The organism is Brevundimonas sp. ALps5 (genome assembly GCF_058681645.1).
The window spans coordinates 1,853,293-1,868,522 of the sequence record NZ_CM178744.1 but is presented as its reverse complement, the minus strand read 5'-3'; the positions used below and the strand labels follow the sequence as shown (position 1 = coordinate 1,868,522).

At 64.5% G+C, this 15,230-nt stretch carries 13 protein-coding genes; 5 read left to right on the top strand and 8 right to left on the bottom strand.

Features of this window, described 5'->3' with window-relative positions; all coding sequences use genetic code 11:
• Positions 1-135: 135 nt before the first annotated feature.
• From trbB to ACW172_RS09005, 4 genes are read right to left on the bottom strand one after another with little or no spacing between them, the layout of a single operon-like run.
• Complete coding sequence (gene trbB, locus ACW172_RS09020) at positions 136-1,092, bottom strand: P-type conjugative transfer ATPase TrbB (RefSeq protein ID WP_183197696.1); 957 nt, start codon at positions 1,090-1,092, stop codon at positions 136-138.
• On the bottom strand, positions 1,092-1,529 hold the full coding sequence (locus ACW172_RS09015) for a hypothetical protein (RefSeq protein ID WP_183197694.1): 438 nt from the start codon (positions 1,527-1,529) through the stop codon (positions 1,092-1,094). Before ACW172_RS09015 ends, trbB begins: the two co-directional genes overlap by 1 nt.
• The gene (locus tag ACW172_RS09010) at positions 1,522-3,417 is read right to left on the bottom strand and encodes a type IV secretory system conjugative DNA transfer family protein (RefSeq protein WP_492034757.1); all 1,896 of its coding nucleotides are present in this window, start codon (positions 3,415-3,417) and stop codon (positions 1,522-1,524) included. The genes ACW172_RS09015 and ACW172_RS09010 overlap by 8 nt, the downstream gene beginning before the upstream one ends.
• Entirely contained in the window at positions 3,395-4,015 is a 621-nt protein-coding gene (locus ACW172_RS09005) for a hypothetical protein (protein WP_343773283.1), read from the bottom strand. Before ACW172_RS09005 ends, ACW172_RS09010 begins: the two co-directional genes overlap by 23 nt.
• Positions 4,016-4,247: 232 nt before the next feature.
• Between ACW172_RS09005 and ACW172_RS09000 the strand changes: the two genes are divergently transcribed.
• Positions 4,248-4,733: a helix-turn-helix domain-containing protein gene (locus ACW172_RS09000; RefSeq protein ID WP_492034756.1), complete on the top strand. Its 486-nt coding sequence runs from the start codon at positions 4,248-4,250 to the stop codon at positions 4,731-4,733.
• Positions 4,734-4,787: 54 nt separating this feature from the next.
• On the opposite strand, the gene ACW172_RS08995 is transcribed toward ACW172_RS09000, so the two are convergent.
• Positions 4,788-5,545, bottom strand: a protein-coding gene (locus ACW172_RS08995) for an IS5 family transposase (protein ID WP_492034755.1) whose coding sequence is annotated in 2 segments (ribosomal slippage) — positions 4,788-5,215 and positions 5,215-5,545 — 759 coding nt in all. Because the reading frame shifts where the segments join, the coding sequence is not laid out codon by codon here.
• 114 nt (positions 5,546-5,659) lie between these two features.
• Here ACW172_RS08995 and ACW172_RS08990 point away from each other — a divergent pair.
• The 4 genes from ACW172_RS08990 (at position 5,660) to ACW172_RS08975 (ending at position 8,800) form a co-directional block, all read left to right on the top strand.
• Positions 5,660-5,782 carry a hypothetical protein gene (locus tag ACW172_RS08990; RefSeq protein WP_258522575.1) on the top strand — a complete coding sequence of 41 codons (123 nt, stop codon included), beginning with the start codon at positions 5,660-5,662 and terminating at the stop codon, positions 5,780-5,782.
• 391 nt (positions 5,783-6,173) lie between these two features.
• Positions 6,174-6,296 carry a hypothetical protein gene (locus ACW172_RS08985; protein ID WP_258522574.1) on the top strand — a complete coding sequence of 41 codons (123 nt, stop codon included), beginning with the start codon at positions 6,174-6,176 and terminating at the stop codon, positions 6,294-6,296.
• 99 nt (positions 6,297-6,395) lie between these two features.
• Positions 6,396-7,040 carry a lasso peptide biosynthesis B2 protein gene (locus ACW172_RS08980; RefSeq protein ID WP_492034754.1) on the top strand — a complete coding sequence of 215 codons (645 nt, stop codon included), beginning with the start codon at positions 6,396-6,398 and terminating at the stop codon, positions 7,038-7,040.
• Positions 7,041-7,042: 2 nt separating this feature from the next.
• The gene (locus ACW172_RS08975) at positions 7,043-8,800 is read left to right on the top strand and encodes an asparagine synthase-related protein (protein ID WP_492034753.1); all 1,758 of its coding nucleotides are present in this window, start codon (positions 7,043-7,045) and stop codon (positions 8,798-8,800) included.
• On the opposite strand, the gene ACW172_RS08970 is transcribed toward ACW172_RS08975, so the two are convergent.
• The 3 genes from ACW172_RS08970 to ACW172_RS08960 form a co-directional block, all read right to left on the bottom strand.
• A complete protein-coding gene (locus ACW172_RS08970) occupies positions 8,730-11,231 on the bottom strand; it encodes a S9 family peptidase (protein WP_492034752.1) in 2,502 nt (833 codons plus the stop codon). The genes ACW172_RS08975 and ACW172_RS08970 overlap by 71 nt on opposite strands.
• Before the next feature lie 9 nt (positions 11,232-11,240).
• Positions 11,241-14,171 (bottom strand): TonB-dependent receptor domain-containing protein, encoded by a 2,931-nt coding sequence (locus ACW172_RS08965; RefSeq protein ID WP_492034751.1) that lies wholly within the window; start codon positions 14,169-14,171, stop codon positions 11,241-11,243.
• 80 nt (positions 14,172-14,251) lie between these two features.
• On the bottom strand, positions 14,252-15,229 hold the full coding sequence (locus ACW172_RS08960) for a FecR family protein (protein ID WP_492034750.1): 978 nt from the start codon (positions 15,227-15,229) through the stop codon (positions 14,252-14,254).
• Position 15,230 lies beyond the last annotated feature (1 nt).

The window sequence follows — 15,230 nt, the reverse complement described above, 5'->3', positions numbered from 1 at the left end:
GATCTGAGCCTTGAGTCGGTCCTTAGTCCAGCCGTGGCCTCAGGAACTAGGACACGAACCTAGAATGACAGTACCAAGGCGACATTTCGAACCGCCGCTTTGAGTCAAACTCGGTCTTCTCTGGTTCAGATCACATCAGGCGAGCGACGTGATCGCATAGCCATCGTCGCCCGACGGCTCGACACCGAGCACAGCTTGGACCTGCCGTCCGGCGGCAGTCCGCCGAATGTGGACAATGCGATCGACGGCCTGAGCGATCGCCCGACGCGGCGTTCGCGACGAAACCTCGGCGATCAGATCCTCCATGCGACGCAAGACATCGTCGGCCGAGTTGGCGTGGAGGGTCGAAAGTCCTCCGGGATGGCCCGTGTTCCAGCTCTTGAGCGTCTCCAAGGCCGCCGCCCCGTCGCGCATTTCGCCGACGACGATCCGATCGGGTCGCATCCGCAGCGCGTCACGAACCAGATCGACCACACCGATCGGGATCGGCTGGCGGCGCGTCAGGACCGACACGGTGTCCCAAGCTGAACACTGAAGCTCTGGCGTATCCTCAACGAGGAAGACCCGATCCTGGGCGAAGGCCGGTTCCGCAAGAACGGCGTTGGCAAGGGTGGTCTTGCCCGATCCGGTGCCTCCCGAGATGAGGATGTTGAGTCGCTGCTCCGCAGCGCCACGCAACACGGCTGCCTGTTGGTGGGTCATGGCTCCGTCGCGGACATAGTCCTCCAGACTCCAGATCACCGAGGGCCGTTTGCGGATCGAGAACGCAGGTGCGCTGGTGACGGGAGGCAGCATTCCTTGAAACCGCTCACCTGTGCCGGGCAGGACACCAGAGAGCCGGGGGTCATCGCGTGTGACGGTCTCGCCGACATAGTCGGCGATCAACCGGATCACCCGCTCCCGCGACTCGGCCGACAGGATCGCGCCCGTATCCATCCGCCCCTCGCCGCTGCGGTCGAGGATCAGACGGCCATCGGGATTAGCGAGGATCTCGACGACCGCCGGCTCGACCAGGGCCGCCAGAATGGTGTCGCCCAATGCATGGCGCAGCGCCTCGAGCTTGCGTTCGGCGATGATCGGATGGATCGCCATCAGTTGGTCTGGCCGAACGACCGCTCCTCATCAGGCACAGGACGTTCCCTCCGGCCGGCGACAATGCGGGCGGCCGTAGCGTCCAACAGGCGTTCGATCCGCCGATCGACGGCCGCCTGGACTGTGGGGTCTTCATCGACGATCGCGTCGGGGAGCCGGACGAAGAAGGCTCTGGCCACCTCGATCAACAGCTCCTGCACGATCTGCATGTCGCGGGCCGTGGATCGCATATGGTCGCGAAGGGACCGTTCAAGCTGCAGCAGGCGATCCTCGGGATCAGCCTGGGGACTCTTCTGCAGGCCACGGGCGATGGCCCGGCCCGCCGCCTGACTGAGCGGCATCTTGCCGCTGCGCGCCTCCCGATTGAGACCGGACACGACCTTGGGATCGGTCAGATAAACCTGCACGCGGGCGCTCGCCGCTTCTTTCCTAGCCATCGCCTAGACCTCGCAAATGATCGAGCGCCGCATCCTGCGCGGCCATCTCCTGCGCCACCCGCCCGTAGATATCGGCCACACGCGCGGCGACCTTCTTGTCGTCCATCGCTGCGGCCACTTCCTTGAACAGCGGCAGAGACGCCTCTGCGTCCTCGCCCAGACTGCGGCGACCGGCCCACGGGTGCGGAGCTCCGGGCGGCGCATCCAGCCGCTCTTCCTGGTCAGGCGCGTGGTCGCGCGCCCGCGTCCGAAACGGTTCGCGGACGTCATAGAGGAGCTTGGTCGTCCGCAGCGGTCGGGCGCCGGCGGCGAACACCAACTGGATGTCGTCCGGAAGGGCGCGGATCTCGCCCGGCTCCAGCAGCGGCCGCTCGATCTGGGACCGGGACACCGAGCTGCGCCCAGCTGCCAGCGCCGCCGGTGAACTGCGGCTGGTCCGGGTCTCCAGCACGGACCCCGTCAGCTTCGACACCTTGTCCTGCGTCAGAGGATCGAGCGCGCTGAAGGCGGTATAGATATGCAGGTTGTCGAGAATGGTGTTGTTGGCGCCGTAGGTCTCGACGATATCGTTGAGAGACTGGGCGACGAACATCACCTTCACCCCGTAGCCGCTGAGCAGACGCAGCGACTTCTCGAAAAAACTGACCCGCCCGAGCAACGGAAACTCATCCATCAGCATGAGAAGGTTATGGCGCTTGAGCCGCCCATCGGCGGCTTCGGTCTCCCGAACCGTCAGGGACTGGGCTGCGGCGTAGAAGAAAAGACGCACCAAGGGCCTCAGCGCTGCGCTGTCAGCCGGCGCGACCTGAACGTAGAGAGACAGGGGCGCTTCGGCGCACATCAGATCCCCCATGGAGAAATCCGATCGGGACAGCGAACGCTCGATGTCCTCGCCTGCGAGCCATTTGAGGTAGGACCGGGCCGTCCCCTGGACCGAAGTCCGGAAGCGGTCGTGCATCGCCGCATAGCCCTTGACCGCCGTGGCGATGAACGGGTGGGTCTCCGGTTCGCCGCTTGGACCCGGACGGTGCAAAGTCTTGGTCATGACGTCGGCGGCGCTGTCGAGGTCGGCGAGCATTTCGCGGACCTTGAGCAGGGTCTTTTCGGCGTCGTCGGCGGTGTAGAGGACATGCAGGATCACGGCCTCGAGGATTTCCGACGCCGCCTTGTCCCAGATCGCCTCGTCGTCACGGGCGCCGCCGGGATCGGACAGGATCGAGACCAGGCGTTGAACGTGGGCGAGCTCTCCAGGTCCTGGCAGGATTTCAGCAAGAGGGTTCCAGCACGCCGAGGCCGGGTCGCGCGGATCGAAATACAGGGCATGGCTGAACCGGGCCCGCCAGCCACTGCTCAATCGCCAGAGTTCGCGCTTGGGATCATGCACGAGGACGCTGGCGTTCCATGACAGCAGCGTCGGCATGACGTGGCCGCGCCCCTTGCCCGACCGGGTGCCGCCAGTCACGAGACTGGGACGGAGGTCGGTCGTTGCGAGAACGCGTCGTCCGAGAACGCCGAGGATGCATCCGCCGAGGGCTGTCAGCCCGGCGCCTTTGGCGTCTTTTAGCGCTCCCCAGCCCCGGATCCGTCGATGGGTCTTATCGCCCGCAAGCGTCCCCAACCCCAACCCGCCGACGCCGCCGACCATGATCAACGGTGCGCACCGCGACATGACGGCCTGCGCCTCAGCACCGAAAGCAGACCGCCATTGCAGGATGGCCCAGGGCGGATAGACGGCAAGGTCGGGGGCGATGCGCCATGTGGGTCCCAGAGCGTCGGCCCACTGGTAAGTCCAGGCGAACATCTCCGTCGCGGCCTGGGCGCCCACGGCGAGGCCGAGCCCCAATCCTGTCAGCTTGGCCCACACCTCAGGAGTCCGGAGGCCGGACATCCCGGCCAGCCTCAGCTTCGAGGATCAACGAAGGAGCGGCGTCCATTCGACGGTGGTGATAGGCGGTCAAGGCGTCGACCAAATCTGTTCCCGACGACCGTTTGAACAGACCCACCAGCGCCGCCGCCTCATGGTCGAAATCCTCGAACAGCCGACGTTCCGCCTCGGCCAGTTGCAACAGCGTGCTGTTCATCCGTTCGTAGGCGTCCACCAAGGCCGCATTGCCTGTGGTTCTAACCGCCCTGAGCATGTGATCGGAAAGGCTGCGGCATGTCCTTTGTCCACCGCCGCGCACGACCGACCGCGACGCCGGATCACCGCCCCTCAGGCTGGTCGTGAGGCAGAGAAGGCGGAAAGAGAACCGGTCGCGGACAAGCGCAGCATCAAGTCGGGGAGCCAGAAAACCTCCCAAAGGCGCGCGTTCGATGAGGCCGAACCCGCAGAGCCAGCCGAGGGCCTCACGAACCGGCGTCGCGGACAGTTTCAGACGGCGCGCCTCCTCGATGATCACCACCGGAGCGCCCGGGGTAAAGGAGCCCTGTTCGGCCCGGGCGCGCAGGCTCTCCAGGGCTAGGGTGAATGGATCATGCTTGCGCATTAAGGCGGCCTCCGAGGGCAAACGCCCACTATGGCGCCTGCCCACGCCTCGCCAATGAGTTGCAGCCCCAACCGATCCGGCTCGGTCGCAAATCGTCCGAGCCTCGGTCAGAACGCGCCGCAAAACATGCCGCTTTGTGGCCGATTGTCCTGTTTTCTTTCCCAGCTACACACGTGATCGTTGATCAGAAGCCGGACTGATTCTACTTCGGAAGACGGAAGGGTATGCGCGGATGAGTCGAGACGACCCGGAACTTCCAGACGATGGCGCGCTGCTTTCGGCGACTCTCAAATCCTTGCGCCGCTACCGCAAGATGACCAAAGCCGAGACGGCTGCGGCCATGCGGATCGCCATCCGGACCTATGCCCGCTTTGAGGCCGGAGAAACCCGTCTCAACCTCGACTACATCCACCGCTTCGCCGCCGCGACGCAAAGCGACGCCCAAGCGATCCTGATGGCGGTGGCGATTGGATCGCCTGAGCACGCCAGACGGTGCGCAGAGAACCAGATGGGCTCCATCTACACCATCGGGCTCGAACAGTTCGACCACCTTCTTGGCGATGACATCCGCAACCTCGACAGCCGGAGCATCATCGCCGCCATCGTGCGAATGTTCGAGGAGCTCGCCAAGGCGCTGCGCGAAGGAGATCCGGCCCGGGATTGGATCGAGAAAGGCTCGGCCAATCTGCGCGCCAAGCGACCCAAACCAGGGCGTTGAGCTCAAATATACTCCAGATATAGCTTTGCCGCTGACCGATCCTAGGCTCAGGACTCATAGCCAGAAGAGCACGGTCGCCGCGAGTGCGATGGCGGAGAGGAAGACGGTCGGGCAGCGATCGTATCGGGTGGCGACGCGCCGCCAGTCTTTGAGCCTGCCGAACATGATCTCGATGCGGTTGCGGCTTTTGTACCGGCGCTTGTCGTATTTGACGGTTTCGGTGCGGGATTTCCGGCCGGGAATGCAGGGTGTGATGCCCTTGGCCTGCAAGGCCTCCCTGAACCAGTCCGCGTCATAGCCCCGGTCGCCCAACAGCCATTGCGCTCTGGGCAGGCTGTCCAGCAAGGCCGCGGCGCCGATGTAATCGCTGACCTGGCCTGCCGTCATGAACAGGCTGATCGGGCGTCCGTTTGCGTCGGTCACAGCGTGCAGCTTGGTGTTCATGCCGCCCTTGGTGCGTCCGATCAGCCGCCCGAGACCCCTTTTTTTACACCCAGGCTCGAAGCCGTGCGGTGCGCTTTGAGATAGGTCGCGTCGATCATCACCGTGCGGCGCTCGGCCTTGCCACCTGACAGGCCCTGCATCATCCGGATGAAGACGCCCGCCTCACTCCACCGCTTCCAGCGATTGTACAGGGTCTTGTGGGGCCCGTAGGCCGCAGGCGCGTCACGCCATCGAAGACCGTTACGATTGACGAAGATGATCCCGCTCAGCACCCGGCGATCATCCACCCTGGGCTTGCCGTGGCTCTTGGGGAAGTGCGGCCGCAGCCGCTCCATCTGATCGTCCGTCAGCCAATAAAGGTCGCTCATATCCAGTCTCCTTGCAGAGGCTGAATCAGATCGAGCGCATCACATCAATGGGTCCTGAGCCTAGCGCTCCTTTGGCGAGCCACATCCGTGGCGATCAACCAAGGAGAGACTGGAATGAAGACGACCAAACTGCGCATCGTTCGCTTCGGCAGCGCCAAGGCCCTGACCCGCGACGGCATGGGCAATATCTTCGAGGAAGCCGGCGTCAAGAACGGTCAATATCCGACCGAGGGCTGAGCGAAGGGCGGACGACGGCTACAACAGGCGGTCGTCCGCTTGTCTCCATCGGATCGTTCGAAGTCCACGCCTCGTCACCACAAACGAGGCCGGCGCGACCTGGGCGCATCGGAAACGATCCCGCCAAGCAGGGCTCCAAAACCAAAATAGCGGGGTCTCCAGCATCGGGCTGAAGCCGCCGGTCTGCGTCTGACGTCGAATGTGGCCTGCAGCAGTCGGACCTCCGCGACGATCGTGCGAAACGCGTCGGGCCGCCGGCAAAGAGGACCGAAACAGCGAACCCGCCAACCCGAACCGTTTCAAATATACTCCAGATATAGCTTTGCAGCCGGCTGATCTGCGCGCTCACTGGTTGCGCCACATCCGTGGCGATCAACCAAAGGAGACTGAGATGAAGACGACCAAACTGCGCCTCGTCCGCTTCGGCAGCGCCAAGGCCCTCACCCGTGACGGGCTGGGGACCGTGTTCGAGGAAGCCGGCATCAAGAACGGCCTTCGCCCGACCGAGGGCTGAGCGTACGGCGGACGACCGCATACACGCGGTCGTCCGCTAGCCGCCGCCTTGACGTTCACCGCCCCGCTTGAACAACCAAGAAGCCCTGTTGCAAACGCCATGACAACTGACCTCTGGTGTCATCCCAACATCTATTTGACCGTGGTGGACGAAGATGTAGTCGTCCTCGATGTGGCGGGCGATCGCTACGAGTGCCTGCTGGGCGCTGCATCACTCCTCCAGCCAGAAGCAGACGGACGGATCGGGCTTGCGGACGTCTCGATCATGGACGAGTTGCGCACCGCCGGGCTGGCCGGCGACCTTGCCCCAAACCCGGTACGCAGGCCCATTGTCCCTCCGACGCGTGAACTCACGCCAGCGTCGCGCCCGCCTCGCTCCGAGATGGTTCGCGCCGCCTTCGCCTGGATCGTCGCGACCCTCATCTTCCGGGGAAAGCCGATATCCGTCCTTGTGGACTACCATAAGGCGCTGCGCGGTCGGGCGGAGGAACAGGACGAAGCGTGGCTCGCGGATTTGGCGGGAGCCGCCCGGCGAGTGCGGCCCTGGATACCGTTCGAGGGCGAATGTCTGCAGCGTTCATTTCAGCTCCGGTGCTACCTCGCATCAAGAGGCGTGGCAGCGGACTGGATTTTCGGCGTCCGGACCTGGCCCTTCAGCGCTCATTGCTGGCTGCAGATCGGCGACCTTGTTGTCGGCGATCGTCTTGAACGCGTGCGACGGTACGCACCGATCCTGCGGGCCTGAAGGTGAGAGAGTTTCTGCTCGTTTGCCGCGCTGCCGATGACCTCCCTTCCCAAGCGCTGTCGGAAGACCTTGCCAAGAAGGCGTCAGCGCAAGGACTTGTAGTCTCTGCACTCAACCCACGCGCCTGGCTTGCGGTCCCCAGTTCGTCGCCTGCCACGCCGGTCCGGGTCGGTGGCTGGACGCTTATCGGGGACGTTTTCGATCGTCGCTCACCCGTCATTCCCTATGCGCATCCCGACGATCCCTGGGGGTACGAACGGAAGTTAGTGGCAAGGTTCTGGGGCCGCTATGTTGGCGTTCTCTTCGGCGCGGGAGATCAGCTATCCGCTCTCCTTCGCGACCCTTCCGGCGCTCTGGAATGCGTGGCCTGGTCCGAAAAGGGGCTGACCATCGTCGCCTCGACGGCCTTCGAGTGGTTGATCAAAGCGCTACGTCCTGCGTGGCGCATCAACAGCGCTCGACTGGCTCAGGAGCTTCACGCCGTCGTTACGGGGACGGGCGCGCTTCTCATCGACGGCCCCACCGCGCTCGAGCCGGGGACCGTTCAACCGCTCCCGCTTGAGCGGCAGGCCCTGGCCGTGTGGACTCCAGCTGACATCGCTCGCCGTAGCCTCTGGACCTCACCCGATCCGCACTCGGCCATGGAAGCTATTCGCTCGTCGATCGATGAGGCCGTGTCTGGATTTGCAAGCCTGCCCGGTGCCTTGGCCGCCGAAGTCTCGGGAGGGCTGGATTCCAGCATCATCGCCTCGAGTCTCGTGCGACAGAAGCCTGACGGTCAGCGGCTCTGGATCAACGCCTACGGCTCCACGCCGGAGTCCGATGAGCGCGCCTACGTCGCCATTCTGGGCCAGTCGCTCGGCTTCAAGCCTCTTTCGGTTCCGCACGTGACCGGAAGGATGACACCGGACTGGCTCGCGGCGATGGCCGGAGATTTCCGTCCGGGACTGAACGGGCTCGATCACCCCCAAGATGTCGCCTGGGCGCGCCACGTCGTCGATGGGGGCGCAAGCGCTCTGATGACCGGCAAGGGGGGCGACAGCATCCTCTTCCAGGCGGCCACCACCGATGTCTTTACGGATCTGTGGAAGTCGCGGGGCTGGCGAGCACTGGGACATCCGGACCTCGCAGAACTCGCGGCGGGCAACGAGATTTCGATCTGGTCGATGATCCGGACGGCGGTGCGATACTCGGCAGCAGGTCAAACGCCTCCGCGCAGAGCTCACCCAATCCTGTCCCCGCTCACCGAGCCTTTCGTCGGCCATCCCTGGCTTCAGGATCTCGACGTCTTTGGGCCCAGCAAGGCCTTTCACATCGCCGGGGTCGCCGACAGCGTGTCCCACCATGGGCCGTCTGTCCTCTCCCGAGCCGTCGATGTCCGACATCCGCTTTGCAGCCAACCTGTGGTGGAGGCCTGCCTCGCCCTTCCCACCGCGTTGTTGACGGCGGGAGGACGAGATCGCGGACTGGCGCGGCAAGTCTTCAGAGAGGGGATTCCGGACACAATCGTCAACCGGCGATCCAAGGGAGAGATGACCCGGATTTATGGGCGCTTGATCGTCGACAATCTGGACATTCTCAGGCCCTGGCTGATCGACGGCCGCCTCGCCGCCCTCGGTCTAATCGATCGCGCGACCGCAGAGACCGAACTGACACCGGAAGCGCTGATCTGGCGTGGCCAGCATTCTGTCATCCTGGGGATCGCGGCGCTGGAGGGATGGACACGTCTTTGGGAAGATCGCCTGGGGCGTGCCGCGTGAACCGATCCGGGTCCGAAAGGGTTCGGTCGAGCCAGTCGAAGATCTGCGCGTAGTAGTCGCGAATGTTGGCGGGGCTCCAGATCACATGTTTCTCGCCCCAGTAGGTCACCATCCGGGCGTCGCCACCGTTCCTCAGAACAGCGCTGAACATCCGCTCCGATTGGCTCATGGGCGCGAAGTCCATATCGGCGGTCAGGAACAGAATTGGCCTCTTGATCCGGTCGGCGCGCAGGAACGGGCTTGAGGACATATAGGGGTCCGGATCGCTCCACGGGGGGGCCGCCAATCCGCCCTGTCCGACCTCCGTCCAGCCTTGGTTGAAGCGAAAGAAAATGCCGTTTTCCGGCTGGATTCGACCCTGGCTGTCAAACTCGCCCCATACACCCGGCATGTCGCTGTATCCGGCGGAGGCGATGTAAGACCGGTAGCGATCCGAACGGGTGGCGATCTCCAATGTCGCATAGCCGCCGAAGCTATGACCCCACAGAACCATGCGGTCGAAGGGAGCCTCGGGGAAAGCAGCACGCGCGGCATCGACGGCGAGGTCGGCGCTCCGGACGTAGGCGTCCCCGCGATCCCGGACGGAAAGGTCGCCCGGGATCGATGGACTCAAAACAGCATAGCCTGCGGAGACGAACACCTCGGGTCGAGTGCTGTAGGTCATGGCCAACGGATCGACGCGGGCGAGGTTGTCGGCCCAGCCGGGATAGACCTTGACGATCACACCCCGGATGTCACGGGCCGCGCCCCTGGGCAGGAACAGCCAGCTGGTGGTCTGTCGCCCGTTGATATCCAGATGTACGATCGGCTGAGCCTCGGTCAGAACGACATCCGAAAGACTTTGATTAATATTGTCGAGGTTCCGGGTGGGAGCGAGGCTTCTCCGGATCAGGGTCTCCGACAAACCCTCAGACCGCAGCATAAGAAGCCCTTCGGCGGACACGGCGACGACCCTGTCATCCTTACTTGCCACCCCCCCGAAGGAGGTCGCGCCATTCTCGCCCACGATAAGGCTCTCGCCATCTGCTGCGATCGCGGGTGACCAGTTCCGCCGGGGCGCCTCATTGCCCTTCAGTCGGCGGCCGAGGATCGGATCGAACACAAGCGCCTCGCGGACGTTGGCTCCTGTCTCCATGAGCCTTCGCACGCCTGAGCCTGTCAGCGCCCAATAGGCGCCGTCCGCGAACGCATAGAGGACGTCAGGCCCGGCGGCCGCGATACGCGTCGGCGCCGTGGCCAGCCCTTCCGTCAAGGCCCGAGGCGGTCCGTCTGGCGACAGCAGATGCCAGTCGCGGCGTCCGGTTTCATCATCCTTGGCGTAGACAACGGGCGATGCGCCGATCCAGTCCGCCTTTACGCCGTTGAGCGCCACCTCGGCCGACGTGCCGACATCCAGCTTGTCTCGCACGAACCAGTCCACGCCATCGACCGAGACCCGGCCCAGCCGGCCCTCGGCCCAGCGTTCGCCATCCTGGCGGGCCCACACCAGCACGCCTCGGGAATCGGGAGACCACCTGAGGAGATGGAAGGCGACGTCCAGATCGTCGGGGGACGCCACAACTCGTCCGCTTTCAAGATCGATGATCGCCACCCGATGCCGGCGGTCATCCTCCATATGCAGAAGCTCCGGCCGACCCAACGGCATTTGCTCGGCACGCCTGATCACGACGGCCTTGGTCCCGTCAGGCGATAGGGCGAAGTCACCGATCCGGGCCTCCAATAGTATTTTGGCCTCGCCCGTCACGGTGTCGTACCGGACCAAACGCTGGATCGGCTCCGGCGTCTCCGTCGACACCACGCCCCCGTGGGCTTCGATCACGGTTCTCGAAGGCTCATGGGCCCCCGCTGTCCGCTCCCAGGCTTCGGCGCGCCGCGTCGTCGCGGCGCCGTCATAACCCAACACCAATGGCAGGCTGCCATCCGGCCGAACGACGAAGACGAGGACGGAGCTGGACGCCCAGAACGCGCCTGCGCCATTCAGCGGAAGATCGGGCGTCAACCCTGTCCAAGTCACGGCTCCGTCCGATATCGTGACGACCCCGTACTCGAAGGTCTGGCCGCGCAGGCGGGTAACAAGAAGGCGTTTGCTGTCAGGGGACCAGGCGATGCGTTGCAGTCCAAGTCCTTCAGCGGGAACAAGGCGTCGCGGTGGCGTGGCGGGCTCCTTCAGGTCCGCGAGCCAAAGGTCCATGATCGTCCAGGTCGACCGCCCGCCAAGGCGGACCTCCGTCATGGTGTTGTAGCCGGCGCGTTTCTCGTAGACCGCCCAACGGCCGTCCGGCGAGATGTCTGCGCGTCCGAATGCCTCCAGTCCGAGCAGGTCTTCCACCGTCAGCCTGCGATCTGGATCCCCAGAGCTGGCCATGGCGCCTGTTGCAAGCCAGGCAACCGCCATCATCGCGCCGGCGAGGCGTTGAATAAATCTCCGCATGGTTCGAACTCACCAACGACGCGTGAGCTGGAGCGAAACCACCCGGCCCAGTGGGCTGGCCTGGCCCGGGTCGAAGCCCAGACCTGTCGACGCATTGTAGAAGGGCGGGTCCTGGTCCAGGAGGTTCTGGACGGCCAACTGGATCTGCAAGCCGCTCTGCCGGTCTGGCGACCACGCGACGCGGGTGTCGACTGTGTTCCAGGCGTCGATTTGTGCGCCAAGTCGGTCCTTATAGTCCGCGACGTGGTTCCAGTAGCCGCCCACCTCGAGATCGCCCTGGAACCAGGTCAGCCCGGTTCGCGCGCGCAACTCTGACGGATAGCCGATGAGACCAGCGACCTTTTCGGCCGGCGCGGTCGGGGTTGTCCGGTTTTCGTAGTCCAGGATCCAGGAGGCGTTGGCGTCGAGCACCAATCGGCCGTCGCCCACAGACCATTCATGGCGACCGGTGACATCCAAGCCGTTGACCCGAACAGCGCCTGTGTTGACCCAACGGGTGTCGACTATGGCGCCGTAGGCGGTGACCGGGAACGAAGTGGAGAAGCCGGGAACCGCGGCATACGACTCGATGAGTGCGCGATCGGCCGGCCGATTCACCGGATCAACAAAGGTCACGAACGGGCTCAAAGTCGGATCGATCAAGGCGCCGCTGAAGTTCGCGTTCACAGGCTGGGCGATCCGGTCTTCAAACCGGGTATCGAAGTAGTTGAAGCTGAACGAAGGCCCGCCTTTCGGCCGATAGTCGAAGCCGGCGGTGAAGGTCTCGGAGGTTTCAGGTCTCAGGTCCGCGTTGCCGCCGTAAACCATGAGAATCAAGGTTTGAACCCCGCCCGCCCGGTTAAGAAAGGTTGGAGACACCCCGGGCGCATCGAACAGCTGGGACAGAGCCCCCGCGCGGAAGGAGGTCCCCCAGGACGATCGCACGACCCAGGCCTCTGCCGGCGACCAGACCAGCCCGATCTTGGGATTCGTGGTCGTCCCGAAATCGTCGTAGTCCTCAAGTCGGCCCGCTATCGACAGGTCAAGGCGACGGATCCCGGGCCTGGCGTTATCGGGACCCACAATCGGGATGCGGGTCTCTGCAAAGATCGCTGCGATCGAACGCTCGGCTGTCGGGCTTGAGAATGACAAGGGAGCGGCCGCGGACAGGAAGGTCGCGCCCCGGGTGTCGAAGGTCTCGTCGCGAACCTGTGCGCCGAGGGCGATCGACAGATCGCCGCCCGGAAGGCGCATCATCGGCCCCTGGACAAGGAGGTTGGCCGAGCGCGTGCGGCTTCGATTATGGACTTCGCCATAGCCGCTGCCGATGAAATCAAGCACGGCGGAGCTGTTGACGGTCCCGCCTCCGAAGAAATTGAAATATCCATCCACCGCGGCCCGATACGCCGTGTTTGGGTCGTCTGGAATCGTACCGAGCGCCTCGGCCAGATATCGGGTGTTGACCCGATTGCTGTTGCCGAAATCTGCGCGCTCGGTCGCCTGGGCGAAGTAGCCCTCGACCGACCAGTCCGCCGAGAGATCGAAGCGTGCTCCAAGCGTTACGCCGAGGCTTTCGGACTGCGTATGGCTGCGTGCAGGACCGATGTCGCGGACGAAGGAATAGGCGACCTGATGAGACGCGGCGCCGGTGGGTGAGACGAACCATGGATTGGCGCGCGTGACTGTGAATATCCCCGCCGATGGAGCGGTGTTCAGGTCCGTCGTGCGGTAGCTGTAGCGCACGTCGCCCGTCACCTCGAGCCGGCCGCCGAAAGACTGACTGACCCGCCCATAGGCGCTGTGGCGCTGGACTTCCGGCAGCAGGTCTACCCCCAGGAGGCCGGACTGCAGGTTGGTCTGACCGGCCGCAAAATCCGCCGGACCCTGCGCGGATCCGCTGGCATTCGGTCGGATGGCGTACTGGACCCCGAACGTCGACGTCGCCGGATTGACCGCGACGATATTGCCGGGGGCACTGTAGAAGCCGCGATGGTCGGTGCCGCCGAAGGGACGGAGGTCACCGTCTCGTGTATAAGGGCGGTCAGAAGTGCTGAATGCGTTTCCGGTTTGATATTCGTAGGACAGATAGGCCGCGCCGGAGGACCAGCTACGGCCAGCCAGATGCGAGAGCTGTATCTCCTCAGCGCCGCCTTTCGCAGCGGAGGCTCGGAAACGGGACTCCTGCCCGTCGAATGCCCGGCGCATGATCACATTGACCACTCCGGCGACCGCGTCCGCGCCATACAAGGCCGAAGCCCCGTCCAACAGCACGTCCACACGCTCCACGGCGGCGGACGGCAGGGCGGAGATGTCTGCAAACTCGGCCCGCGACCCGGTACCCGCCAGGCGACGGCCGTTGACGAGAACCAGCGTGGACGCTGCCCCGAGGCCACGCAGATTGATGCCGGTCGCGAAAACATTGTTGGATCCGCCAGCATCGGACAGAGCGGCCTGGCTGATCGGCGTAGACGTGCCAGCGTAATTTTGCGGCAGGGAGATGAGCGCCTCAGCCACTGTGGCGGCGGCGCGGCGATCGAGGTCGTCGCGGTTCAGGGTCACAACCGGGGACGCCAGATTCCCCGACCCCCTCAACAGGGTTCCGGTGACAACGACATCGTCAAGCGCCGTCACGACCTCGGTGTTGGCAAGGACTTCACCACGGCGCAAGAAAATGACGCCCGGCCGTCCTTGCGACCAGACGATTCCTGATCCCGCCAGCAGCCGATCCAGCGCATCCCGTGGCGCAAATCGTCCCACCAGCCCCGGCGTCGTCCGGCCCGCGACCAAGTCCCCGGCGAAAAGAATCTGCTGGTCGGCCTGGGTCGCGAAAAGATTCAGTCCATCCCGCAGCGGACCCGCCGGAATGTTGAACTCACGCGCATCCTGAGCGCAGGCCGTCGCGCTGATGGATACGGCGCAGGCGACGATCGCGCTGCAGGACAATAGACTCAAGCGACTCATATTCAGGGCTCCCCTCGACGCCACGCGACGTCGAAGAGGAGGTGATCGAGGCCCCGGGGGACCCCGGAGCCTCGACGGATTTATTTTCCGCGTTCCGACAATCGGATCGAGCCGTCCGGCCCGGCCGACGGCTCCAGACCGAAAACGCCCGACGCCGCTGCGACAAAGGCGTCACGATCCCCCGTCTTGAACACGCCGTTGACCGGCACTGTCGCAAGATCCTTCGCCTCCAGAACAACCTTTGCAGTGAGGTACCGGTTCACCTCGGCAACCGCTTCGTTCATCGGCGTGTCTCGGAACACGATCCGTCCCTCGGTCCAACTGGTGGCCGTGGGCACATCAACCGAGCGACTGGCTGTGCCGGCCGGGGTCACTCGCGCCTCTTGGCCCGCCGCAAGTCGCAACGGCCTTTCCGGCCCGGACAAACGGGTCACATCCACCGCGCCGCTGACCAGAGTGACGCTGACGCCGGCGCCTTGCCGCTGGACGTCGAACACCGTCCCTATGGCCGTCACGCGCGCGTCGCCCGCCGCGACGACAAATGGTCGCTGACCGTCATGGGCCACGGAAAACATCGCCTGTCCGCGTTCAAGATCGACGAGACGCTGGCCTTCGCTGAACCTGACCCTCATCCGGGAATCTGTGTCGAGGCGAACCGACGACCCGTCCGCCAACTGTACGACCCATTGCTCGCCCACGCCGGTCGTGAAGGTGGATCGCCCCTGCCACCACGTCCATCCGCCGATCACGAGTGCCGCAGCTGCGCCGATGGCGGCCAAGCCCAGCAGTCTTCTGGTCGATCGATCCTCTGACGTCGTGCGGAGTCGACGCGACATGGCGTCGTTGAGCGCCTCGTTAATCTCCGGCCGGCCGGCGAGCTTCCGGCTTTCCGTCCAGATCAGCTCGACCCGACGATACGCGTCCGCGTTGGCCGGAGATTTCCGCCAGTCGAAAAACTCACGGATCGTCTCTGTCGTGACGCTGCGCGCGCCGAGGCGTTCGTGCCACTCGGCCGCTTCCCGGTCCGCGGTTTCAACCCGTGCTTTCGGGTTGCCCATG